The organism is Thiobacillus thiophilus, assembly GCF_055378705.1.
The window spans coordinates 439234-462514 of record NZ_AP042404.1 but is presented as its reverse complement, the minus strand read 5'-3'; the positions used below and the strand labels follow the sequence as shown (position 1 = coordinate 462514).

General features: G+C 64.8%; 16 protein-coding genes and 1 pseudogene. 8 read left to right on the top strand and 9 right to left on the bottom strand.

Going from position 1 to position 23281, the window contains the following annotated elements:
- Positions 1 to 143: 143 nt before the first annotated feature.
- Genes treS through ACZ41T_RS02200 form a run of 4 tightly spaced genes read left to right on the top strand, consistent with a single transcriptional unit; the run spans position 144 to position 11019 of the window.
- Positions 144 to 3431, top strand: coding sequence for a maltose alpha-D-glucosyltransferase (treS, locus tag ACZ41T_RS02215; RefSeq protein ID WP_464922852.1), 3288 nt, complete (start codon positions 144 to 146; stop codon positions 3429 to 3431).
- Positions 3432 to 3444: 13 nt separating this feature from the next.
- The gene (gene treZ, locus ACZ41T_RS02210; RefSeq protein WP_464922851.1) at positions 3445 to 5250 is read left to right on the top strand and encodes a malto-oligosyltrehalose trehalohydrolase; all 1806 of its coding nucleotides are present in this window, start codon (positions 3445 to 3447) and stop codon (positions 5248 to 5250) included.
- The gene (locus tag ACZ41T_RS02205; RefSeq protein ID WP_464922850.1) at positions 5247 to 10418 is read left to right on the top strand and encodes a malto-oligosyltrehalose synthase; all 5172 of its coding nucleotides are present in this window, start codon (positions 5247 to 5249) and stop codon (positions 10416 to 10418) included. Before treZ ends, ACZ41T_RS02205 begins: the two co-directional genes overlap by 4 nt.
- Positions 10411 to 11019, top strand: coding sequence for a hypothetical protein (locus tag ACZ41T_RS02200; protein ID WP_464922849.1), 609 nt, complete (start codon positions 10411 to 10413; stop codon positions 11017 to 11019). The genes ACZ41T_RS02205 and ACZ41T_RS02200 overlap by 8 nt, the downstream gene beginning before the upstream one ends.
- Positions 11020 to 11025: 6 nt before the next feature.
- Here the strand turns inward: ACZ41T_RS02200 and glgX are convergent, their stop codons facing one another.
- Positions 11026 to 13128 (bottom strand): glycogen debranching protein GlgX, encoded by a 2103-nt coding sequence (gene glgX, locus ACZ41T_RS02195; RefSeq protein WP_464922848.1) that lies wholly within the window; start codon positions 13126 to 13128, stop codon positions 11026 to 11028.
- Positions 13129 to 13213: 85 nt separating this feature from the next.
- On the opposite strand from glgX, the gene ACZ41T_RS02190 reads away from it, so the two are divergent.
- The 4 genes and pseudogenes from ACZ41T_RS02190 (at position 13214) to ACZ41T_RS02175 (ending at position 15292) form a co-directional block, all read left to right on the top strand.
- Entirely contained in the window at positions 13214 to 14482 is a 1269-nt protein-coding gene (locus ACZ41T_RS02190) for a glucose-1-phosphate adenylyltransferase (protein ID WP_464922847.1), read from the top strand.
- 140 nt (positions 14483 to 14622) lie between these two features.
- A complete protein-coding gene (locus ACZ41T_RS02185) occupies positions 14623 to 14772 on the top strand; it encodes a hypothetical protein (RefSeq protein ID WP_464922846.1) in 150 nt (49 codons plus the stop codon).
- Positions 14742 to 15033 (top strand): annotated as a pseudogene (locus ACZ41T_RS02180) (acetate/propionate family kinase); the annotation flags it as partial. The gene ACZ41T_RS02185 and the pseudogene ACZ41T_RS02180, both read left to right, overlap by 31 nt.
- Before the next feature lie 112 nt (positions 15034 to 15145).
- Positions 15146 to 15292, top strand: a complete 147-nt coding sequence (locus ACZ41T_RS02175; RefSeq protein ID WP_464924029.1) for a hypothetical protein — start codon at positions 15146 to 15148, stop codon at positions 15290 to 15292.
- 256 nt (positions 15293 to 15548) lie between these two features.
- On the opposite strand, the gene ACZ41T_RS02170 is transcribed toward ACZ41T_RS02175, so the two are convergent.
- The 8 genes from ACZ41T_RS02170 to narJ form a co-directional block, all read right to left on the bottom strand.
- A complete protein-coding gene (locus ACZ41T_RS02170; protein WP_464922845.1) occupies positions 15549 to 15902 on the bottom strand; it encodes a DUF488 domain-containing protein in 354 nt (117 codons plus the stop codon).
- Positions 15903 to 16056: 154 nt separating this feature from the next.
- Positions 16057 to 16242 (bottom strand): hypothetical protein, encoded by a 186-nt coding sequence (locus ACZ41T_RS02165; RefSeq protein WP_464922844.1) that lies wholly within the window; start codon positions 16240 to 16242, stop codon positions 16057 to 16059.
- Between the two features lie 196 nt (positions 16243 to 16438).
- Positions 16439 to 18250, bottom strand: a complete 1812-nt coding sequence (ggt, locus tag ACZ41T_RS02160; protein ID WP_464922843.1) for a gamma-glutamyltransferase — start codon at positions 18248 to 18250, stop codon at positions 16439 to 16441.
- Positions 18251 to 18330: 80 nt separating this feature from the next.
- Positions 18331 to 19527, bottom strand: coding sequence for an NnrS family protein (locus ACZ41T_RS02155; protein WP_464922842.1), 1197 nt, complete (start codon positions 19525 to 19527; stop codon positions 18331 to 18333).
- A 137-nt stretch (positions 19528 to 19664) separates the two neighbouring features.
- Positions 19665 to 19985, bottom strand: a complete 321-nt coding sequence (locus ACZ41T_RS02150) for a TusE/DsrC/DsvC family sulfur relay protein (RefSeq protein WP_464922841.1) — start codon at positions 19983 to 19985, stop codon at positions 19665 to 19667.
- Between the two features lie 102 nt (positions 19986 to 20087).
- Entirely contained in the window at positions 20088 to 21647 is a 1560-nt protein-coding gene (locus ACZ41T_RS02145; protein ID WP_464922840.1) for an NAD(P)/FAD-dependent oxidoreductase, read from the bottom strand.
- Positions 21648 to 21671: 24 nt separating this feature from the next.
- Positions 21672 to 22355: a respiratory nitrate reductase subunit gamma gene (gene narI / locus ACZ41T_RS02140; protein ID WP_464922839.1), complete on the bottom strand. Its 684-nt coding sequence runs from the start codon at positions 22353 to 22355 to the stop codon at positions 21672 to 21674.
- A 123-nt stretch (positions 22356 to 22478) separates the two neighbouring features.
- Positions 22479 to 23147, bottom strand: coding sequence for a nitrate reductase molybdenum cofactor assembly chaperone (gene narJ / locus ACZ41T_RS02135; RefSeq protein WP_464922838.1), 669 nt, complete (start codon positions 23145 to 23147; stop codon positions 22479 to 22481).
- Between the last annotated feature and the right edge of the window lie 134 nt (positions 23148 to 23281).

Sequence of the window (23281 nt, the reverse complement as noted above, 5' to 3'; positions counted from 1 at the left end):
AGCAATCCCTCGTAGCGTGTACACTCAAGACTTAGTCGGCGCTCAAACACAGACGCGCATTAGCATCTATCCTTAATAGTCCGATTACTCGCCCGGCAGCAGGCATAAATGCCCGGCACTTCAACGCGGAACAAAAAGGGCCCATGGAAGAAGACCCACTCTGGTACAAGGACGCGATCATCTACGAGCTGCACGTCAAGGCATTTTTCGACGGCAACGGCGACGGCGTGGGCGATTTCCCCGGGCTGATCGCCAGGCTCGATTACCTGCAGGAACTGGGGGTGAACACGCTGTGGCTGCTGCCGTTCTATCCGTCACCGGGACGCGATGACGGCTATGACATTTCCGATTATCACAACATCCATCCGGACTTCGGCGAGATGGCGGATTTCCGGACCTTCATCGACGAAGCCCATCGCCGTGGCCTGCGCGTGATCACCGAACTGGTGATCAACCACACCTCGGACCGGCATCCCTGGTTCCGGGCGGCGCGGCGGGCGCCGCCCGGATCGGTCAAGCGCGATTATTACGTGTGGAGCGACAGCGACGCGAAGTACGCCGGCACGCGCATTATTTTCACCGACACGGAAAAATCGAACTGGACCTGGGACGAGACCGCGCAGGCGTATTACTGGCATCGCTTCTTTTCGCACCAGCCCGACCTCAACTTCGCCAATCCGCATGTATTCAAGGCGCTGATGAAGGCGATGCGCTTCTGGTTCGACGCCGGCGTCGACGGCATGCGGCTGGACGCGGTGCCCTACCTGTGCGAGCGCGAGGGCACCCACAACGAGAACCTGCCGGAGACGCACGCGGTGATCCGGCAGATGCGCGCCGAACTCGACCGCCACTACACGAACCGCATGTTCCTGGCGGAGGCGAACCAGTGGCCGGAGGACGTGCGCGAGTATTTCGGCGACGGCGATGAGTGCCACATGGCCTATCACTTTCCGCTGATGCCGCGCATGTACATGGCGATCGCGCAGGAGGACCGCCATCCGATCATCGAAATCATGGAGCAGACGCCGGACATTCCGGACGGCTGCCAGTGGGCGGTGTTCTTGCGCAACCACGACGAACTGACGCTGGAAATGGTGACCGACCGCGAGCGCGACTATCTCTACCAGACCTATGCCAGCGACCCGCAGACGCGCCTCAACCTCGGCATCCGCCGCCGGCTGGCGCCGCTGCTGGACAACGACCGCCATCGCATCGAACTGATGAATCTGCTGCTGATGACCATGCCGGGCTCGCCGATCCTCTACTACGGCGACGAGATCGGCATGGGCGACAACATCCGGCTCGGCGACCGCAACGGCGTGCGCACGCCGATGCAGTGGGACCGCGGCATCAACGGCGGGTTTTCCACCGCCGATCCGGCGCGGCTTTTCCTGCCGCCGATCGACGATCCGGTCTACGGCTTCGGCGCGGTCAACGTCGAGGCGCAGCATCGCAATCCGTCCTCGCTGCTCAACTGGACCCGGCGTCTGATCGCCATGCGCCGCGCGCACCGCGCCTTCGGCCGTGGCAGCCTGCGTTTTTTGCGGCCCGGCAACCGCAAGATCCTCGCCTACCTGCGCGAGCACGAAGACGAGACGATCCTGTGCGTGGCCAATCTGTCGCGCGCGCCGCAGGCGGTGGAACTGGACCTGTCCGCTTTCAGGCAGCGGGTGCCGGTGGAATTGATGGGCCGCAGCCGCTTTCCGCCGATCGGCGATCTGCTCTATCTGCTCACCCTCAGCGGGTATGGCTTCTATTCCTTCCGCCTGGCGACCGACGTCGAGGCGCCGTCCTGGCACGAGGAGCGCGCGGTGCCGCCGGACCTGCCGGTGCTGGTGCTGGTGGACAGCGGCTGGCGCACGCTGTTCGCGCGCACGGAAGACAGCGAGGGCGTGAACCAGCTGATGGCGCGGCGCGCACGCGAGCAACTCGAGCGCCAGATCATCCCGCGCTATTTGCACGCGCAGCCATGGTTCGCGGATCGCGACGCGGCGGTCGAGAAATACGCGTTCGACACGACGCGCGAGTGGTCCGTGGAGTCGTGCAGCTGGCTGCTGGCGACAGTCTCGGTCGCGCTTGCCGGCGGCGAAATTCATCGCTACGCCATTCCGTTGGCGCTGGCCTGGGAAGACGAGGACGAAGGCCGTGTCGCTGCGCTACTGCACGCCACCCTGGCCAAGGTGCGGCGGCGCGCGCGCGTCGGCGTGCTGTTCGACGCCTTCTGGGACGACCGCTTCTGCTGCGCCGTGGTGTCGGCGATGGAACGGGGCGAGACGATCGACCTTGACGATGGAAAACTCGAATTCAATGCGATCGGCGTTTTAGCAGGATTCTCCTGCCCGGCGGCGGCAGACATTGTTCGCAGCGTTTCCGAGCATGGACGCCTGCGGGTGAATTTCGACAACAAGCTGGTGTTGAAGGGGTATCGCTGGCTGCTGGAAGGCATGCACCCGGAACTTGAAATGTCGCGTTTCCTGACCGAAATAGCGCATTTCTCCCATGTGCCCCAACTGGCCGGCACCGCGGAATACAGGGACGCGCAGGAGCAACGCTCGACCGTGTCGATCCTGGAGCGCTATATGGAAAACCAGGGCAACGCCTGGGCGTATACGCTGGATTATCTGGAGCGCCATCTGGATGTGCATCGCAGCAGGCCCGAGCAACCGTCGGATGTCCGCCACAGTGCCTACCTGGCGCTGATGAAGACGCTCGGCCAGCGCACGGCGCAATTTCACCAGGCGCTGGCCCTGTCCGACGAGGCGGGTGCCTTCGGCAGCGAGCCCGTCGACGCAGGGGACATCGCCGATTGGGTCAAGACGGTGCAGCACGAGATGGAGGCGATGTACGAACGTCTGGATCAGGCATTGTCGCAGTTGCCGGACGCGGCGCAATCCATTGGCCTTGATTTGCAAGCGGCAAGGCCGAAGCTCTACCAGCGCATCGTGCGGCCGGCCAGCCTGCGGCTGGATGCGATGAAGACGCGCTGCCACGGCAACTATCACCTCGGCCAGGCCTGGCTGGTGAACAACGATTTTCTGATCGCCAACTATGGCGGGGCGCCGGGACGCAGCTGGACCGAGCGGCGGCGCAAGCACACGCCGCTGCAGGATGTGGCGGGCATGCTGCTCTCCCTGGGCGAGGCCGGGACCGCCGCGCTGGACGAGGTGGCCAGCGGTTCGCCGGAGGTGGGCGCGGCGCTGCAGCGCCATGTCGACGACTGGGAACGGGCGGCGCGCCGGGCGTTCTTCCAGAGCTACCGGCGGGCGATGTCCGGGCATCCGTCCTATCCGGCCGAGCCTGCGACCGCCGAGGCGCTGATAACGCTGTTCCTCGCAAAAAAGGCAATCCTGCAGGTGAGCGACGCACTCGTGCATCATTCGACCGGCATCGTCGGCGCCATGCGGCGCCTGACCCAGGTGGCGCAGCGCTGAAGGGAGCATGGGCTTGACGACACGACGCCACGACATGCCATTCGGAACGCGGATCACGCCGGGCGGTGTGCAATTCCGCCTGTGGGCGCCCGGCTGCGAGCGGGTGGGCCTGTGCATCGCCGACGTGCCGCACGAACCGGTGCTGTCGATGACTGCCTGCGGCGACGGCTGGTTCGAGCTCGTCGTCCCGGATGTCGGGGTCGGGACGCGTTATCGGTTCGAGGTCAACGACGGCCTGCACGTCCCGGACCCGGTCTCGCGCTTCAATCCGGACGATGTACACAGCGTGAGCGAGGTGATCGACCCGGCGGCCTTCGACTGGCAGGATGCGACATGGCGCGGACGGCCGTGGGAAGAAGCGGTGGTGTACGAACTGCACGTCGGCACCTTCTCGCCGGAGGGGACCTTCACCGGCGTGATCGAGCGGCTGGACTATCTGGTCGAACTGGGGGTGACGGCGATCGAGCTGATGCCGGTGGCGGATTTCCCGGGGGCGCGCAACTGGGGCTACGACGGTGCGCTGCTGTTCGCGCCGGACAGCCGCTACGGCCGGCCGGAAGACTTGAAGGCGCTGGTGCAGGCGGCGCACGCGCGCGGCCTGATGATGCTGCTCGACGTGGTCTACAACCACTTCGGACCGGAGGGCAACTACCTTCATGTCTACGCCGGAAAATTTTTCACCGAACGCCACCACACGCTGTGGGGCGCGGCGATCAACTTCGATGGCGCGGACAGCCGCCCGGTGCGCGAGTTCTTCATTCACAACGCGCTGTACTGGCTCACGGAATACCACTTCGACGGCCTGCGCCTGGATGCGGTGCACGCGATCATCGACGATTCCGCGCCGCATATCCTGACCGAACTGGCGGCACGCGTGCACGCGGCGCTCGGCCCCGAGCGCCGGGTCCATCTGATCCTGGAAAACGACGCCAACGAGGCGCACCATCTGGGCGCGGGGCGCTACACCGCGCAGTGGAACGACGACATCCACCACGCGCTGCACGTCCTCGCGACCGGCGAGACCGACGGCTATTACGCGGACTATGCCGATGCGCCCGCGCACCACCTCGGGCGCTGCCTCGCCGAAGGCTTCGCCTACCAGGGCGAGATTTCAGCCTACCGCGACCACAGCGCGCGCGGCGAGCCGAGTGCGCAGCTGCCGCCGCAGGCCTTCGTGAGCTTTTTGCAGAACCACGATCAGGTGGGCAACCGTGCCTTCGGCGAGCGCATTGGCCAGCTCGCGCCGGCAGTGGCGGTACGCGCGGCGGCTGCGGTCTATCTGTTGGCGCCGGCCGTCCCGATGCTGTTCATGGGCGAGGAGTTCGCGGCGACGACGCCGTTCCAGTTTTTCTGTGACTTCGGCGGCGACCTGCGTGCGGCGGTAACCGAAGGACGGCGGCGCGAGTTTCGCAAGTTCGCGCGTTTCGCCGACACGGCGACACAGGCGGCGATCCCCGACCCCAATGAGCCCGCAACTTTTGCCGCCTCGAAGCTCGACTGGGATTCGCTCGGCGAACCGGAACGGGCGGACTGGCTGGCCTATTATCGGAAACTGCTGCGGCTGCGCCGGGAAATCGTCGTGCCGCGGCTATACGGCATGGCTGGCCACACCGGCGCGTTCGAGACATTCGCTGCCGCCGGCCTGCAGGTGAGCTGGCACCTCGGCGACGGCTCGACGCTGCGGCTGCTGGCGAACCTGTCCGGCAAGCCGGTCGCTGCCGCCGCCCCGCCCGGGGAAATGCTGTTCGCCCTGGAGGCGGCGGGGCAGGGCGTGCTGGAGCCATGGTCGGTGCTGTGGACGCTGGAGGAATCGCCATGAGCACATTGCTTGACCGGCTGTGCGAGCGCGTTGGCGTGCTGCCCGGCTACCACGATATCTGGGATGGATTCCATCGCACGCCCGACGCGACCCGGCGCGCCCTGCTCGAGGCCATGGGGCTGCCGGCGAACAGTGACGACGAGGTGGCGGCATCCCTGCGGGCGCTGGACCGGCGCGAGTGGACGCGGCCGCTGCCGCCGGTGCGGGTGGTACGCGAGCCGGCGCTGCCGCATCGCATCGCCATCAGGCTGGCGCTGGCCGAAGAGAAACAGGCGTTTCGCTGGCGCCTGCAGCGCGAGTCGGGCGCCGAAGACCACGGCGAATGCGTGCCGGCGGATCTGGAAGCGGCCGGACACTGCGATCTCGACGGCCAGGCTTTCGTGCGGCGTGTGCTGCCGCTGGATATGCCGCTGGAGCCGGGTTATCACCGCTTCATCCTCGAACGCGCCGACGGCCAGGGCGAGGCCGCCGGGATGTCGCTCATCGTCGCTCCCGCCACCTGCTACGTGCCGCCGGCGATCCAGGGCGAGGGGCGCGCATGGGGTTTCGCGGCTCAGCTCTACGGCATCCGCTCCGAACGCAACTGGGGCATCGGCGACTTCGGCGACCTGCGCAACCTGATCGAATTCTGCGCCGGGATCGGGGCCGGCACAGTGCTGCTCAATCCGCTGCACGCCCTGTTCCCGGATGCCCCCGAGCACGCCAGCCCCTACAGTCCTTCCAGCCGCTCGTTCTTCAACACGCTGTACCTCGACGTCGAGGCCATCGCCGATTTCGCCGAGTGCGAAGAGGCTCGCGCGATGGTGCGCGTGCCGCAGTTCCAGGCGCGGCTGCGCGCATTGCGCGCCGTCGCCCAGGTCGATTACCGCGGCGTAGCGGAGGTCAAAAAGCAGGTCCTCGAGCGCCTGTATGAACATTTCCGCAGCGAGCACGTCGAGCGCGACAGCGAGCGGGCGAAGGGCTTTCGCGCCTTCCAGGCGACGCAGGGCGAGGGCCTGCGCAAACAGGCGCTGTTCGAGGCGCTGCAGGAACATTTCCACGGACAGGACAGCGCGGTGTGGGGCTGGCCGGTATGGCCGCAAGCCTACCGCGATCCCCACGCGGCCGAGGTGGAAGCCTTCCGCGAGGCCCATCCGGAACGGGTGGCGTATTTCGAATACCTGCAGTGGCAGGCGACCGGACAGTTGGCCGCAGCCGGCACCCGCTCGTGGGAACTGGGGCTCGGCATCGGCGTGATGCTCGATCTTGCGGTCGGCGTGGCGGAAGGCGGCGCCGCCACCTGGCGGCGGCGCGAACTCTACGCGCTCGGCGCCAGCACCGGCGCGCCGCCAGATTTGATCAACCGCATGGGGCAGGACTGGGGTCTGCCGCCATGGATCCCGCACCGGCTGACCGACGCGGCCTACGCGCCTTTCATCGAGCTCTTGCGCGCCAACATGCACGACGCCGGCGCGCTGCGCCTGGACCACGTGATGGGGCTGCAGCGCCTGTTCTGGGTGGCGCGCGGCCTGCCGATCGCAGAAGGCGCCTACGTGCTGTACCCGTTCGAGGATCTGCTCGGCATCCTTGCGCTGGAAAGCCAGCGTAACCGCTGTCTGGTGGTGGGCGAGGATCTCGGCACGGTGCCGGACGCGGTGCGTGATGCCCTGCATCCGATGAATGTGCTGTCGACGCGGCTGCTGTATTTCGAGCGGCAGGACAACGGCCGACTGCAGCCGCCACAGGCCTATCCGGAGAATGCCGCAGCCGCAGTGACCACCCACGACCTGCCGACGCTGGCGGGTTTCTGGCAGGGATTGGACATCGACCTGCGCGACCGCCTGCACCTGTTTCCGGACGACGAGGTGCGCAACCAGCAAGTGATCCTGCGCTCGGAAGACCGCGCCCAGCTATTGGTGGCGCTGGAAGGCGAGGGCGTGCTGCCGCCCGGCAGCGGGATGCAGCCGGTGGCTTTCCCCGAGATGACGCCCGAGCTGGCGGCCGCGGTCTACACCTACCTGGCACGCGCGCCGTCAAAACTGCTGTTGGTGCAGCTGGAAGACGCCTTCGGCGTGCATGAGCAGCCCAATCTGCCGGGCACCGTGGAGCCGGTCTATCCGAACTGGCGGCTGAAGGTACCGCTCGACCTGGAGGCGTGGTACGACAGCCCCTGGCTGCAAGCCCTTCTGCCGGCGTTGCGCCAGGCGCGTCCGGTGGTCCAGGTGTCCGGCCCGGCCGGCGGCGGGAGTGGGGAGGGCGTGCGCCTGTGGATTCCGCGCGCGACCTACCGCTTGCAGTTGAACCGCGATTTCAAGCTGCGCCAGGCGACGGCGCTGCTGCCCTATCTGGACGCACTCGGCGTCAGCCACTGCTACCTGTCGCCGATTTTCAAAGCGCGCCCTGGCAGCCGCCACGGCTACGACATCACCGACCACAGCAGCCTCAACCCGGAAATCGCCAACGCCGAGGATTTCGAGCAGTTCGTCGCGGGACTGAAGCATCGCGGCATGGGCCTGATCGTCGACATGGTGCCCAATCACATGGGTATCATGGGCGCCGACAACAGCTGGTGGCTGGACGTGCTGGAGAACGGCCCGGCCTCCCGCTTCGCCGGCTACTTCGACATCGACTGGTATGCCATCGCCGGGGAACTGCCGGGGCGGGTGCTGCTACCGGTGCTGGGCGACCACTACGGCGCCGTGCTCGAAAGCGGCGAACTCCGGCTCGTATTCGATTTGGAGGAGGGCGCCTTCAGCGTTTTCTATTACGAGCACCGCTTCCCGGTGGACCCGCGCGAGTACCCGCGCATCCTGAGCCACGACCTGGCGCGCCTGCAATCGCGCCTGGGAACCGAGGATGCGGCGCTGCTGGAATTCCAGTCGCTGGTCACGGCCTTCGGCCATCTGCCGGGACGCGACAGCCTGGACGCGGATTCGGTAGCCGAGCGCACCCGCGACAAGGAAATGCACAAACGCCATCTGGCCTCGCTTTATGTGGGTAATGCCGACATCGCGCAGTTCGTCGACGAGAACGTGACGGCGTTCAACGGCGCCGCGGCGCCGGGTGCCGAGGGTTTCGACCTGATGCACGAACTGCTGCAGGCCCAGGCCTATCGGCTGGCGTTCTGGCGCGTGGCCTCGGACGAAATCAACTATCGCCGCTTCTTCGACATCAACGACCTGGCGGCGCTGCGCATGGACAACCCCGAGGTGTTCGAGGCCACGCACAGCCTGGTGCGCGAACTCCTCGCGCGCGGCTACGTGAACGGGCTGCGCATCGACCATCCGGACGGCCTCTATGACCCGAAGGCATATTTCGGGCGCCTCCAGGCGATGGCGGCGGCGCCCGAAACGGACGCAGAGAACACGCGGCCGCTGTACCTGGTGGTAGAGAAAATCCTTGCCGCCCACGAGCATCTGCCGGAATCGTGGCAGGTTCACGGCACCACCGGCTACGACTTCGCGGCGGCGTGCGGCGGCCTGTTCGTCGACGCCGCCGCCGAAGCCCATTTCAACCGCATCTATCAGGGCTTCATCGGTGCGCATCCGGATTTCGACGAGATGGTGCGTACCAACAAGCACCTGATCATGGAGACTGCGCTGGCGGGCGAGCTGCAGGTGCTGGCGACCCAGCTGACGCGGCTGGCCAAGGGGGACCGCCGTACCTGCGACTTTACCTTCAACAGCCTGCGTGGCGCACTGGCCGAAATCGTCGCCGGCTTCCCGGTCTACCGCACCTACGTCGCGGACTGCGAGACCACGCCGGACGACGCCCGCTACGTGGAGTGGGCGGTTGGCGTGGCGAAGAAGCGCAGCACGGCTGCGGACCCCAGCATTTTCGATTTCGTCCGCGACGTCCTTCTGGCGCGCCAGGGGCAGGGCCGCAGCGAGGACTACCGGCAGGCGGCGTGCGCCTTCGCCATGAAGTTCCAGCAGTACAGCAGCCCGGTGATGGCGAAGGCGGTGGAGGACACCACCTTCTACCAGTACACCCGGCTGCTGGCCCTGAACGAGGTCGGCAGCGAGCCGCATCGCTTCGGCGTGTCGCTGACGGCCTTCCATCACGAGAACCAGGCGCGCGCGCGCCGCTGGCCGCACGCCATGCTGGCCGGTTCCACCCACGACAGCAAGCGCTCGGAGGACGTGCGGGCGCGACTTGCCGCGCTCTCGGAAATGCCGGACGCGTGGCGTCACGCGCTGTCCCGCTGGAGCAAGCTCAACCGCAGCAAGCGCCGCAGGCTGGACGCCGAACGCGCGCCCAGCCGCAACGACGAGTACCTGCTGTACCAGACCCTGCTCGGAATATGGCCGTTCGAGGCGGCGGATGCCGACGCGCTGGCCGGGCTGGCGCAGCGGGCCGAGACCTACATGACCAAGGCCGTACGCGAGGCCAAGGTGAACAGCTCGTGGATCAATCCGAACGCCGACTACGAAGCGGCGACCGGCGACTTCGTCCGCGCGCTGCTGGCGCCCGAGCCGAATAACCTGTTTTTGCGCGACTTCGTGCCGTTCGCGCAGCGGGTCGCGCGCGTGGGCGTCTTCACCAGCCTGGCGCAACTGCTGCTCAGGCTGGCCTCGCCCGGCGTGCCGGACTTCTACCAGGGCAACGAACTCTGGGATTTCAGCCTGGTGGATCCCGACAACCGGCGGCCGGTGGACTACGCGCAGCGACAGGCGGCGCTGCAGGCGATCCGGGCCGCGTGCGCCGAGCGCGGCGAGGCGGCGTACGTGGGCGAGTTGCTCGAACGGGTGCAGGACGGGCAGATCAAGCTATACCTGACATGGAAGACGCTGGCGCTGCGTCGCGAATGCGAGGTGCTGTTCCGCGACGGCGACTACCTGCCGCTCAAGACCCACGGCGCGCGCGCGGAACAGCTGTGTGCCTTCGCCCGCCAGCGCAATGGCGAGACCCTGGTGGTGCTGGTGCCACGCCTGTTCGGCAGCCTCATGGGCGAGGACGGCCGCGTGCCGGTCGGCGCCGCGGTGTGGGGCGACACCTGGGTCGAACTGCCGCCGGAGCGGATGCACGTGCAGTGGGATAATGTGCTGACCGGGCAGACCGTCGCCATGCAGGCCCTGGGTGAAGCGCACGGCCTGCTGGCGGCACAGGTGTTCGAGTGGTTTCCCTATGCGTTGCTGTGGACGCACCCAAGACCCGATTCATTACCTGAGGAGGAGCAACATGACTGAAATCGATCCGAACGAACAGGCGTCTGGCGCACCGGGATTCTGGCATCGCTACCGTCTGCCGATCGTCGTCGCCGTAATCGGCATTGCCATCATCGGCTGGCTTTATGTCTCCAAGGGCATCGCGGTGAGACAGGTGCAGGAAGACGTGATACAGGCGCAGGAATCCGTGGCGGCCCAGCGCGCGGAATGGAGCAAGCAGGCCGAGGCCCGCCAGGCCGAGCTGGTGAAGCAGTCGCTCAACCAGTTCGGCGTGCCGTTGGCGTGGGCGGTCCGTCGCGAAATGATGGCGGGCAACCTGGATCAGGTGGATCAGTACGTGTCCGACCTGGTGAAGCTGAACGGCTTCGAGGGCGTGACGGTGGCGAAGGCGGACGGCTCGATCGTCGTGGCCAGCGATCGCAGGAATATGGGCGTCGCCTTCGGTAGTCTCTATGCCGAACGCTATCTGACTGCGGAGCAGATCACCGCCGAGGAGACCGCGCCCGGGCAGTGGCTGCTGATGGTGCCGGTGATGGGGCTGAATGCGCGCCTCGGTACGGTGGCCATCGACTACCGGGCGCCGCCGCCTGCACCCGTCGAGCCGTCCGCACCCGTCGAATAGGCCCGATCAGGCCGCGCGCTGCAGCAGCACGACGGATCGCGGCGCCACTTCCAGCCGGGCGCCGGCCAGGAGCGGCGGCGTCGCGTCGATCCAGCCCCGCGCGGTGTCGAGCAGCAGTGCCCAGCGTTCGCCCCAGGGATTCCCGGGCAGGGTGAACACCAGCGTCTCGTAGTGGGCGTTGAAGATCAGGTAGAAACTGGCGTCGGTTACCGGGTCGCCGTGGGTGTTGGGGTTGGGAATGGTGTCGCCGTTGATGAAGATGCCGAGGCTTTTGGCGAACCATTCGCCCCAGTGCTCCTCGCTCATCTGCGTGCCTTCGCGCGTGAACCAGGCAATGTCCTCGCAGCCGGCGCCGTGAATGGCGCGGCCGAGGAACCAGCGGCGGCGACGAAACGCCGGGTGGGCATGGCGGAAGGCGATCAGTCGCCGGGTGAACGCATGCAGCGCCAGGTCGACCTGTTCCCAGTCGAGCCAGGAGATTTCGTTGTCCTGGCAGTAGGCGTTGTTGTTGCCGTGCTGGGTGCGGCCGATTTCGTCCCCCGCGAGCAGCATGGGTACGCCCTGCGACAGCATCAGGGTGACGAGGATATTGCGCTGCTGGCGCGCACGCAGGACAAGGATATCGGGATCGTCGGTGGGACCTTCGACCCCGCAGTTCCAGGCGCGGTTGTCATCGGTGCCGTCGCGGTTGCCCTCGCCGTTGGCTTCGTTGTGCTTGTCCTGGTAGGACACCAGGTCGCGCAGGGTGAAGCCGTCGTGGGCGGTGACGAAGTTGATGCTGGCGTACGGGTTGCGCGAGTCATCGGCGTAGAGGTCGGAGCTGCCGGTGAAGCGGTAGGCGAACTCGGCCAGGGTTTCGTCCTGGCCGCGCCAGAAGTCGCGCAGGCTGTCGCGGTACTTGTCGTTCCATTCCGACCAGCCGGGCGGGAAATTGCCGACCTGGTAGCCGCCTTCGCCGACATCCCACGGCTCGGCAATCAGCTTGACCTGGCTGATCACCGGATCCTGCTGGATCAGGTCGAAGAAGGCGGACAGCCGGTGCACATCGTGCAGTCCGCGTGCCAGCGCGGCGGCGAGGTCGAAGCGGAAGCCGTCCACATGCATCTCGAGCACCCAGTAGCGCAGCGAATCCATGATCAGCTGCAGCACGTGGGGATGGCGCATGTTGAGGCTGTTGCCGGTGCCGGTGTAGTCCATGTAGCGGCTGCGGTTGTCTTCCAGCAGCCGGTAGTAATACGCGTTGTCGATGCCCTCGAAACACAGCACCGGCCCGTACTCGCTGCCCTCGGCGGTATGGTTGTAGACCACGTCGAGGATGACCTCGATGCCGGCCTGGTGCATCGCCTTCACCATCTGCTTGAATTCGGCGACGGCGGCGCCGGGGCGCTTGTCGGCCGCGTAGCCGGTGTGCGGCGCGAGGTAGGCGATGGAGTTATAGCCCCAGTAGTTGCGCAATCCCTGGTCGGTCAAGTGCTTGTCGTGCACAAAATAATGCACCGGCATCAGCTCGACGGCGGTGACGCCCAGGTGCCTCAGGTACTCGACCGATGCCGGGTGCGCAAGACCGGCATAGGTGCCGCGCAGTTCGGACGGCACCTCCGGGAGGCGGGCGGTAAAGCCCTTGACGTGCAGCTCGTAAATGACGGTTTCGTGCCAGGGCCGCCGCAACAGGCGGTCTCCCGCCCAATCGAAGGCAGGCTGCTGGACGATGCACTTGGGCATGAAAGGCGCGCTGTCGGCATCGCTGCGTACGTCCGGGTCTTCGGCGAAGGGGTAGGGAAACACCGCTTCGTCCATCTGAACGTCGCCGTCGATGGCTTTGGCGTAAGGATCGAGCAGCAGCTTGGCGGGGTTGCAGCGGTGGCCGTTTTGCGGCTGCCACGGGCCATGCACGCGAAAGCCGTAGCGCTGCCCCGCCTTGATCGAAGGGAAGTAGCCGTGCCAGCAGTGGCCGCTGACCTCCGGCAGGTCGACGCGGGTTTCGCGGCCCGCTTCGTCGAACAGGCACAGTTCGACGCGCTCGGCGACTTCCGAGAACAGCGAGAAATTGGTGCCGCCATTGTCGCAGGTGGCGCCGAGCGGGTAGGAATTACCAGGCCAGATTTTCATGTTCGGGGATGCGTTATTGTTTCGTTGGCTATAAACAATGAGTAGGAGACATTACCCATGAGGGGAACAGTAGTGGAGAACCGCGATGCTTGAAAGACGGGGGCGCGAAAAGGTGATGGCGTTTGTGATGGCGGGGGGCGAGGGCTCACGCCTGCGGCCCCTGACGGCAGACCGCTGCAAACCGGCGGTGCCGTTTGGCAGCCGCTACCGCATCGTCGATTTCGTGTTGAGTAATCTGGCAAACTCCGATATTCGTTCAATCTACTTGCTGGTGCAATACAAACCGCAGTCGCTCATCGAACATATCCGCAAGGCGTGGACGGTCTCCGCGCTGTTCTCCGAGCAGTTCGTGACAGTGGTGCCGCCGCAGATGACGCAGGAACATATGCAGTTCGGCGGCACGGCAGACGCGGTGTATCAAAGCCTGAATCTGATGAACATGCATCGCCCGGATCTGGTGGCGGTGTTCGGCGCGGACCATATTTATCGCATGGATGTGCGGCAGATGGTACGTTTCCATAGCGAGAACGAGGCGGACGTCACGGTGGCCGCGCTGCCGGTGCCGCTCGACCAGGCTTCCAGCTTCGGCATCATCAAAACCGATGCGGCGGGAAAAATCCAGGGATTCCAGGAAAAGCCCGCGCAGGCGAAGCCGATGCCGAACGATCCGCAGCGCGCCTACGCATCGATGGGAAATTATCTGTTCAACGCGGATCTGCTGAGGTCCGCACTGGAGGAGGCACACCAGCGCGGCGAGACGGATTTCGGCCACCATGTGCTGCCGCGCCTGTCGCAGACCCATCGGGTGTTTGCCTACGACTTTTCAACCAACGTGGTGCCCGGCACCAAGCCTTATGAGGAGGCGTGCTATTGGCGCGATGTGGGTACCCTGGACACCTATTTCGAGGCGCACATGGACGTGCTTGGCGTCGAGCCGTGCTTCGACGCTTTCAACCCGCAATGGCCGATCTATTCCAGCCATTACCAGGGCCCGACCGCGCGGGTGATACGCGGCGCGCTCGACAACGTGCTGCTGGGCGCGGCGACCATCGTCAGCGACGCGACTATCCGCAATTCGCTGCTGCGGCGCGAAGTGGTGGTCGAACCGGGGGCCGTGATCGAGGACTGCGTGATCATGGACTATGTGCACATCGGCGCCGGCGCCAGGCTGCGGCATGCGATCATCGACCGGCATAACAAGATCGCGCCCGGCGCCCGGATCGGCTACGACCACGAGCAAGACCGCGCAGCCGGCTATCATGTCACCGAAGGCGGGCTGGTCGTGCTTCCGCTGGGAGATGTCCGGTATTACGCGCGCGAGGGCTATCGTAACGGCGGCGGGTATTCCGAGTAGAAGGGGATTTTCTCCCGCAAAAGCGGTTCACCACAGAGACACAGAGGCACAGAGTTGAGAAAAAGGAAAAGTCCTGTACGCACAATTTTTCTCTGTGACTCTGTGCCTCTGTGGTGAACGATTTTATTTCCCGAGCCGATATGCACCCCGCCCTGCTGATTCTCAACGCCGGCTCTTCCAGCCTCAAATTCGCCATCTATCAGGCCGGCCCGGTGGACGACCTGCAAGCGGAGTATCGCACCGCAATGGGCGCTTCCAGGTGTTTCACGCGCCCGACGCCGGAGGCCTGATCGACCACGCCGTTACCGCGGCAAACCACGAACAGGCGCTAAATCAGGTATTGGACTGGCTGGAAGCCCGCCACTGCGGCCAGGCATTCCACGCCGCCGGGCATCGCGTGGTGCATGGCGGCACCGACTACATCCATCCGGTGCGGATCGATGAACACGTTCTCTCGAAGCTGGAAAGTCTGATTCCGCTGAGCCCTGCACCAGCCCCACAACCTGGCGGGCATCCGCGCACTGGCCCGGCTGCGCCCGGGCTTGCCGCAGGTCGCCTGCTTCGATACCGCCTTCCACCACATGCTGCCGCCGCCGGCCCGGCAGCTGGCTCGGCCTGACGCTGGACGAGGCCGCCAACCGTCGCCATGGTCCCCGCATCAGCATGCCGCACAGCAGCATTTCGGCCTGGGTCATCCCCACCGACGAAGAGCAGGCGATCGGCAGGACAAGCGAACAATGGGTACCTGAAATGTCGGAACAGGCCCGTTGCTGGACGGCCAGCGTGATCGTGGCGGGGGGACATTCGTAGCCGGCGATGAACTGCATGACCAGTGCGCGGGCCATCCGGTATAACCAGCCACTTGGTTGCCGTCTTTTGGCAACCAAGTGCCACGAACCGGAAATAACGAAACATGAAACAGCGTCTTTTTCCGCCATGCGTCGTTGCAGCCCCTTGCCGTATACCGCCATACGGCGGCGGGTCTGCGCCTGGCCTGGCGAAAAAACCCGTCTGTTTCATTTGTTCCGCCATTTCCGGTTCGCAACACTAGTGGAATGGCTAGTGATTATTCGTCCCGAGCCAGCATGAACGCTTTCAGGGCTACGGCATCGTTGAAACGTTCTTCCTTCGACCCGAACAACAAGGTCGCGGGTCCGCTACCGATCAGCCCGGTCAAACGTTCCAGCGCCACTGGCTGCTGGCGCAACTCCTGCGCGTAGCGCTGCTGGAACGCTTCCCACTTTGCCGGATCGTGATCGAACCACTTGCGCAGTGCGGTGCTGGGCGCAAGCTCCTTCAGCCACAGATCGACGTGGGCCTTTTCCTTGGTGAGCCCGCGCGGCCACAGCCGGTCAATCAAAATCCGCATGCCGTCCGCGGAGGACGGTGCTTCATAGACACGCTTTACCTGGATGTTCATGCCGTCATCCTGGCGCCACTACAGCTGTGCCGCTTCGCGCCGGCCACGACACGTCGCGACAAAATGGCAACCAAGCTCGTTGAACCGTCCGCCGCATGGGCAAGTCGGGTGCACGTGTGAGTATCATCGAACGATGCCATGAGGACTCGGCAGGTCAGGTGGCCGGTTCCTCGTTGCCGGTTGGCAACGGCTCACCCCCTTGCAGCTGATCGTCCTGGGGCTGGTCATCCTGGGGCTGGGACTCGCCTGCACCGGCCTTGCGCCGTAGCTTCTCTTCCTTTTTCTGTTTCTTGGCGAGGTCTCGCTGACGCTTCGCAAACGAATAATTAGGTTTGGCCATATGACATCTCTTTTGCTGGTTTGTGAAAGCTAATAGGGTAAGCCATTTCCCCGCTGATTGTTCAGCTGTTCTCATGACGCCCATTTCCCCATTCGTCGTGCCCCTTGCGCTGACCGTTGCGCTCGGCCCTGACACGTGCTCCCGGAACCCATGGCCTTGGCGCTTGCCTGCGCGACGCTCCGGTTTGAGAGCCGGATTAATGGGGCCTGGGTTTCGGCAAGGATTTCGCCGGCTTGATCTGAATGACCGTGCCTTCGCGGCGCGGGTCGGCGGCACCGTGATGGGTGCCCGTTGTGAGGTCGATGGCGACAGCCTGCACCGATCCGATTGTTTCCCGGCAGCTATCCGTCCCCGCTTCGTCCAGGCCGATATGTCCCAGGCTGCGCAAGGCATCCTGGGCGGCGACGCTGAAATGCGGCTGCATGAACGCGGCACCGCCTTCGCAACTCACCCGCCCCGCTGCATGGGTCACCGACAGGCGTGGCGCGGCGATGGCCTGCTGCAGGGGCATGCCGTGATCGATGAGGTTGAGCGTGACATTGAGCATCGAGTTGATGATGGTGGCGCCGCCGGGCGAGCCGTATGCGGCGACGGGTTTGCCGTCTTTCAGCAGCAGCGGCGCCATGCTGGAACGCGGACGCTTGAACGGCGCGACGTCGTTGGCACCAGGATTGCCGGTGGCGGGGTCGGCGACAGGCAGGAAATTGAAATCGGTCAATTCATTGTTGAGAAGGAAGCCATAGCCGGGCACGGTGATGCCGGAACCCCAGGTGTATTCGATGGTAGTGGTGGCACTCACCATGTTGCCCCAGCGATCGACGATGGCGAAGTGGGTGGTATGGAGGCTTTCTTCGCGTGTACGGGGTAGCTTCGGCCGCATGGCGGCAGAATCGTCCTGGAGCGCGATGTCACCTGCCTGCGGCGTGTCCATGCGGCGGTCGGGCCGGATCAGGGCGGAACGCGTCGCAAGGTAGTCGGGATTCAGCAGGGCACGCTGCGGCATCGCCGCAGCATCGTCGTCACCGATCCACACCGCACGGTCGGCAAAGGCCAGGCGCATCGCCTCGACCATCACATGCAGGGTCCTGGGACTGCCAAAGCCATAACCCTGCGAGGCGTCACCGAGTGGAAAGCGTTCGAGCAGCTTCAGGATTTCAAAAAGGGTGAGGCCGCCGGAGGAGGGCGGCGGCATGCCGGCAAGCGTCCAGCCGCGATAGCGGCCGATCAACGGCGCGCGGATCGCGACTTTATATCGCGCCAGATCGGCCAGAGTCATGCGGCCCTTGCCTGCGTCACCGAGTTCGCTGCGCTCGCGCTGCTGCGCCCTGACGATGGCGCGCGCGATCGGACCGCGATAGAAGGCATCCGGTCCCCTGGCCGCAATCAGCTTCAGGGTCTTCGCCAGGTCGGGCTGCACCAGCCAGTCGCCTTCGGCCAGCGGCACGCCGCCAGGACGGAAGGTCGCGGCGGTTTCCGGCTGGATCTGCGTGCGGCCGTCATCGTTCGCGATATCCTCCGCGAGGAAGCGGTTGACGCGAAAGCCGTGCCCGGCGAGTTCGATCGCGGGGGCCAGCGTATCGGCCAGTTTCATCGTTCCCCAGCGGCGCAATGCGGTGTCGATGCCCAGGAGCGTGCCCGGCACGCCCACGGCGAGACCGCTGGTCGAGGCCAGCGGGAAACGCATCGGCAGGCCGTCGGGCGCAAACATATCGGCACGGGCATGTGCCGGGGCGCGTTCGCGCGAATCGACAAAGAATGTTTCGCCGGTCCGGGCCAGGTGAACCAGCATGAAGCCGCCACCACCGATGCCGGACGATTGCGGCTCAACGACGTTCAACGCAAACTGCACCGCTGCGGCGGCATCGATAGCGTTGCCGCCCTGCGCAAGGATGCGCGCACCAGCGGCGGCGGCGGCGGGTTGCGAGACCGCTACCACGCCGGCTGGCGAGGCGGCCAGCACGGGCGACGACAGCAGACAGAGGACGAACCAGTGCGCAATGCGATTCATGGATAACAGTCGGGAGCGGCAGAACAGGCCAGAGCCCGCACCGGTTTGGCCGTACGCGTCAATGCGCGGGCCCGACGGTCTCAGCCGGGTTTACCGTCGATGCGCGGACGCAACAGCATCGGCGTATACATCCAGGCGAACAGGCCGAATGCGGCGATCCATATCAACCCGGCCACGACCATGCCCTGCGTGTAGGCGGCCGGGAAAAGCAGTGGCAGCGCGACGCGAGCCAGTGCGGCGAGGTTGATCGCCACGAAAGCCAGTGTCATGACCGACGGTGGTTCCAGCTGGCGACCGGTGTGGCCGAGCGACACGCGCGCCATCATGCCCAGGGTCAGGACACCGATGGCGCCCGCAGTGAAGGCGTGCAGCGCGCTGCCGGCAGCGGCGCCCCATCCTGCCGCCGTCAGCGCCAGCAAGGCGAAGCCGATCGGGATCCACGCATAGCCCAGATGCAGGATCCACAGCAGCGGCACCGACCAGAGCTTCGAGGTATACCAGCCCGCCACGCGGATGGCATGGACCGCCGCCGCCACGGCGGCGAGCAGGGCCGTGACAGGAGAAACCGGCGCGATCAGCGCGGCAATCAGCGCCGTCGGGGTGGCGACCGGCACCAGCCATTCGATGGTTTTCCAGCGCCGCGCACGGGTGTGCAGCTTGTTGTCGGTGAAGCTGGGGATCACTCGCCCGCCCATCACCGTGATTATCATCGCCACTACGTAGACAGCCATGAGCAGCCCGGGCTTTGCCGTGCCCGAGGTCCAGTGCAGGGCATCGGTATGTACCAGTGCATTGGCTGCGGTCAGCGCCAGCAGCAGGATGGGAAATGGATAGTTGTGCAGCTGTTTCGCCCGCAGGATCGGCCATGCCAGCGTAACCGTCAACACCGGCAGAAACGCCAGGTCGACCAGTGCGACCAGTCCGGCCGGCAGGCCTGGAATCAGGAAACACAGTCGTCCCGCAAACCACAACAGGAACAGCGCGGCCAGCGGTCGCCCCGAGAGTGTGCGGATGCCGGTCCAGTTCTGCGCCGCAGCGAGCAGGAAGCCGGCGATCACCGATACGGCGAAGCCAAACACCATTTCATGACCGTGCCAGACCAGCGGCAGCATTTCGCCCGGAGTCATGACGCCGTCCAATACAAGCAGCCACAGTACCATCAAGAGCACGGCATAGAGGCCGGCCGCCAGGAAAAATGGCCGGAAGCCGAGGGCGAAAGGTGCCCAGCCGGCGGACGGCGGGCGCTTCTGCAGATCTTCGATGGGCAGCTTGGCCATGGGGTGCGGTTGGGATCAATAATAGTGAGGCGTATCGATACTTGCCCCATGAAGGGCACTGGCGCACCGGACGAAATGCCGGTGCGTGCGTTTAGCGGATCGACAGCGTGAAATGGTGGATTTTTCTGGTCCGGCAATCAGCCCGTGCTCCAGGCACGGGGCCGTCTCATTCCTGCAATCTTGCAGGCCTGCTGCACATAGCCATAGGGAAACAGTTGGGACAGCTTCTTCTGTGCATCCTTGCCCACGCGTTCGGCCAGGTGCTTGATGACGTAACGCGCGTCGGCGGCGATCTGGTTCTCCTCGTAGAAGTCGCGCATGAAATGGACGACATCCCAATGGTCGTCGGTGAGCTGGATGTTCTCGCTCTCGGCCAGGGCTTTGGCCACGTTCTCGTTCCAGTCTGCCGGCTCGATCAGATAACCTTCAGTATCGCGCTCGGGCATATCGCTCACCATGGCCTTAACTCCTTTTCCAGTGGTCACTTAATGATTTATTTAGCATGTATGTTTACATGTTCTGCCGTCGCAATCAAGCCTGCAAGAGGCGGAAAACCCTCGTTAAGTTCCCCCTCCGCTGAATTGGACGCCCGGTTGCCGCTCCGGCAAGGCCTCCACCAGCAGCTCGCGACGTGCGTGCGTCATGGCCTCGACGCCGGGTTCGCTCAGGTACGATTTGGCATCGGATACCGCAGCAGCCAGTAATTCGGCCGCCAGCGCGTCGGGATCGTGGCCGACCGATTTGGCGAGGGCCCGCAGTTCGATCCAGGGATCTTGCGGCAACCAGATTTCCATCGGCTGGCCGCTACCGGATGCTGTGGGTGGGGGCATCTGCTCGCCGCCCTGCCTTTCGCCCAGTAACCGGCCCATCACATCGGCAATACTTGAGGCAGCCGAAGACGCCTGGCCCGCAGGCTCAGGCTGGAGCCGGATCTTGTTGATGAAGTACCTTTCGAAATCGACCTTGGCCTGGTGCACCCAGCGCCCCTGGCGCATCCAGTTGATGTTGCGCAGCGGCACCTGTGGCTCCGACAGGTAGGCCGCACCCGTGTTGCCCATGTCGCTCAGCCATTTGACGCGCTGTGGCACGTGGCTCGCCAGCGGCGCATCGCCGAGTTGGGCGAGGATGTTCTGCACCACGATCTCGCCAGCCTTCTGGATCGAGTACGCCGAGTCGGGCGCGCCCACCGGTACGGGCGTTTTTGTTACAGCCGGTTGTGCTGCACAGGTACCAAGCGCGAACACATTGGGATAGTTCGGATTACGCAGGTATTCATCCACCTGTACCAGCCCGTGCTCATCGACCAGTCCGGTAGCACTGCGTATGCCCGGCACGCCGCCAAAGACCGGCCAGTAAACCGAATAGGCATAGGGCAGGGTGTGGGTCTGTTTTTCGTTGCCGGCAGCATCGAGTTCGACCACGTGGATGATGTCCTGATCGATGCGCAGCGTGCGTGCGTTGCAGATCACGCTGATCTTGTTGTCGGTCAGCGCCGCGGCCAGTGCGCCGCGGCTGGTGTCTTCGCTGCCCAGCCCGAGGTGGCCGGGCCAGGGCTCCGGGGTCACCAGGGTGATCGGCACCCGCTCGCGGATGTTGCGTCGCTTGAGGTCGGCGTCGACCAGGAAAGCATATTCATAGAGCGGTCCCAGCACGCTGGCGCCTGGCGCCGCGCCCACCACGATGGGGCCGGGATGGCGCACGAATTCGCGATACGCCGCCAAGGCGCGCTCGGCCTCGTCGATGTGTATCACCGAATGGGTGTATTCGGCGAGGCCGGGGATGTCGTCACGCATGCCGACGACGCCGGTGGCGATCAGCAGGATGTCGTAGAACAGCCCGTCGCCATTTTCCAGATCGATCTGCCTGACTTCGGGCTGGATGCGCTTGACCCCGCTGTGGATGAACTTGATGCCGCGCGATTCCAGATAGGGGGCAATGGGGAAAGCGATGTCGGCGCGCTCGCGCCAGCCCATGGCGACCCACGGATTGGACGGAACGAAGTGGAAGTAGGGTTTGTCCGACACCACGGTCACTTCGTCGTGCGGCCCCAGCCTGGCTTTCAGCGCATAGGCCGTGGGTACGCCTGCGATGCCGGCCCCCAGGATGACAACATGCGTCATTTCAGTCTCCTCGATCGATTAGGGTTAGCCGCGCGGGCGCACCAGCTGCCAGGCGCGAACCAGGTAGGTGGTTGCGGCAAAGCCGCTCCAGACATGCACCAGGCGCGTGAACGGGAAAATGAGGAAGATCGTCATGCCGAGGAACAGGTGGGTCTTGAACACCCAGCCCGCACCTGCCAGCAGTTCGACTGCGTTGCCGCGAAAGGTGACGATGTGCTGCGCCCATCCGGCCAGCAGCATCATCATGCTGCCGTCCAGATGCTGTGCCGACAGCGGAATGGTCGCGAGGCCGAGCAGCAGTTGCAGCCACAGCAGCAGCAGGATCAGGATGTCGCTTGGCTTCGAGGTGGCGCGGATGCGCGGCTCGGTCAGCCGGCGATGCAGCAGGAGCGAGATGCCGATGAGGGCGAGCACGCCCGCGATGCCGCCCGAGACCATGGCGAGAATCTGCTTGGCGCCGGAACTCATGAAGGGCTCGTAGACGTAATGCGGCGTCAGCATGCCGAAGAAATGGCCGAAGAACAGGAACAGCACCCCGATGTGGAACAGGTTGCTGCCCAGCCGCAGCTGGCCGCGCTTGAGCAGCTGCGACGAATCGCTCTTCCACGTGTACTGCTCGCGGTCGAAGCGGATCAGGCTACCCAGCAGGAATATCGTCAGGGCGATGTAGGGATAGATCCCGAACAGGAAAGTTTGCGAGTAGGTCATTTTCCGATACTCCTTATAACCAGGGTTTTCACCACAGAGACACGAGAAGATCAAACAGGCGGTGTGTCGTAATACTGTGCTTTTCCCCTGTGTCTCTGTACCTCTGTGGTTAAACGGTTTTAATCAATGGGACCGGGACGTGGCCACCTGACGGTGCGAGACAGGCATCTGTACCACCGCGACCTGCGAGGTGGGATTCATTAAAGGCTCGATGCCGTCGATCGACGGGCCGAACATTTCCATTGCCTCGTCCATATCGCGCACCGGCGGCTCGGCCAGCGCCTGCGCTTCCACCGGCGACAGCGCTTCCAGCAACTGGAACGCGGTGGCATAAGGGCTGCCGCTGGCATCGAGCTTGCGGCCGATGGCGGCGAGCACGTGGACGGCGTCGCCCAGCAGGACCAGGGCTTCTTCCGGCGGCAGCAGCGAGAGGAATTCGAGGAACAGCGGCACGTAATCCGGCAGTTCCGTGGCGCTGGCGTCGAAGTCGTGCTTCCAGTATTCGTTCAGCAGATCGGTCATCGCGGAGCCGCGGTCGCGCGATTCGCCGTGGATGTGCTCGAACAGGTGCAGCGAATGCGAGGGGTTGCGGTCGAAGGTGGCGACGTAGTTTTCCTGTAGCGCAATCAGCCCGGATTCACGTAACTGCTTTAACAGCGGCGCCAGTCGGGAACATGCATCGCCGTTGAAACCTGCCTCGTCCACCAGCGCGTCTTCCAGCTCGGGTAGCGCCGCCAGCCAGTCGGACTCGGGGTACATCAGCAGCAGAGACAGGATTTTGAAGGTTTTCATCGTGTGGTTTCCTGTATTAACGGACTGTACCAGTCGTCATTGCGGAGCGTGACGCGACGTGGTAATCCAGGCCGTCAATGCCGCTGGCATTCTGGATTGCTTCGCGTTGCTCGCAATGACGGTTCGGAAATTGT

Excerpts from the sequence above, each read along its gene's own strand:
- narI (WP_464922839.1), bottom strand. The coding sequence starts at position 22,355 with ATGACCTACTCGCAAACTTTCCTGTTCGGGATCTATCCCTACATCGCC.
- glgX (WP_464922848.1), bottom strand. The coding sequence starts at position 13,128 with ATGAAAATCTGGCCTGGTAATTCCTACCCGCTCGGCGCCACCTGCGAC.
- treS (WP_464922852.1), top strand. The coding sequence starts at position 144 with ATGGAAGAAGACCCACTCTGGTACAAGGACGCGATCATCTACGAGCTG.
- narJ (WP_464922838.1), bottom strand. The coding sequence starts at position 23,147 with ATGAAAACCTTCAAAATCCTGTCTCTGCTGCTGATGTACCCCGAGTCC.
- ggt (WP_464922843.1), bottom strand. The coding sequence starts at position 18,250 with ATGAATCGCATTGCGCACTGGTTCGTCCTCTGTCTGCTGTCGTCGCCC.
- ACZ41T_RS02200 (WP_464922849.1), top strand. The coding sequence starts at position 10,411 with ATGACTGAAATCGATCCGAACGAACAGGCGTCTGGCGCACCGGGATTC.
- ACZ41T_RS02170 (WP_464922845.1), bottom strand. The coding sequence starts at position 15,902 with ATGAACATCCAGGTAAAGCGTGTCTATGAAGCACCGTCCTCCGCGGAC.
- ACZ41T_RS02165 (WP_464922844.1), bottom strand. The coding sequence starts at position 16,242 with ATGGCCAAACCTAATTATTCGTTTGCGAAGCGTCAGCGAGACCTCGCC.
- ACZ41T_RS02155 (WP_464922842.1), bottom strand. The coding sequence starts at position 19,527 with ATGGCCAAGCTGCCCATCGAAGATCTGCAGAAGCGCCCGCCGTCCGCC.
- ACZ41T_RS02145 (WP_464922840.1), bottom strand. The coding sequence starts at position 21,647 with ATGACGCATGTTGTCATCCTGGGGGCCGGCATCGCAGGCGTACCCACG.
- ACZ41T_RS02205 (WP_464922850.1), top strand. The coding sequence starts at position 5,247 with ATGAGCACATTGCTTGACCGGCTGTGCGAGCGCGTTGGCGTGCTGCCC.
- ACZ41T_RS02185 (WP_464922846.1), top strand. The coding sequence starts at position 14,623 with ATGCACCCCGCCCTGCTGATTCTCAACGCCGGCTCTTCCAGCCTCAAA.
- ACZ41T_RS02190 (WP_464922847.1), top strand. The coding sequence starts at position 13,214 with ATGCTTGAAAGACGGGGGCGCGAAAAGGTGATGGCGTTTGTGATGGCG.
- ACZ41T_RS02150 (WP_464922841.1), bottom strand. The coding sequence starts at position 19,985 with ATGGTGAGCGATATGCCCGAGCGCGATACTGAAGGTTATCTGATCGAG.
- ACZ41T_RS02175 (WP_464924029.1), top strand. The coding sequence starts at position 15,146 with ATGCCGCACAGCAGCATTTCGGCCTGGGTCATCCCCACCGACGAAGAG.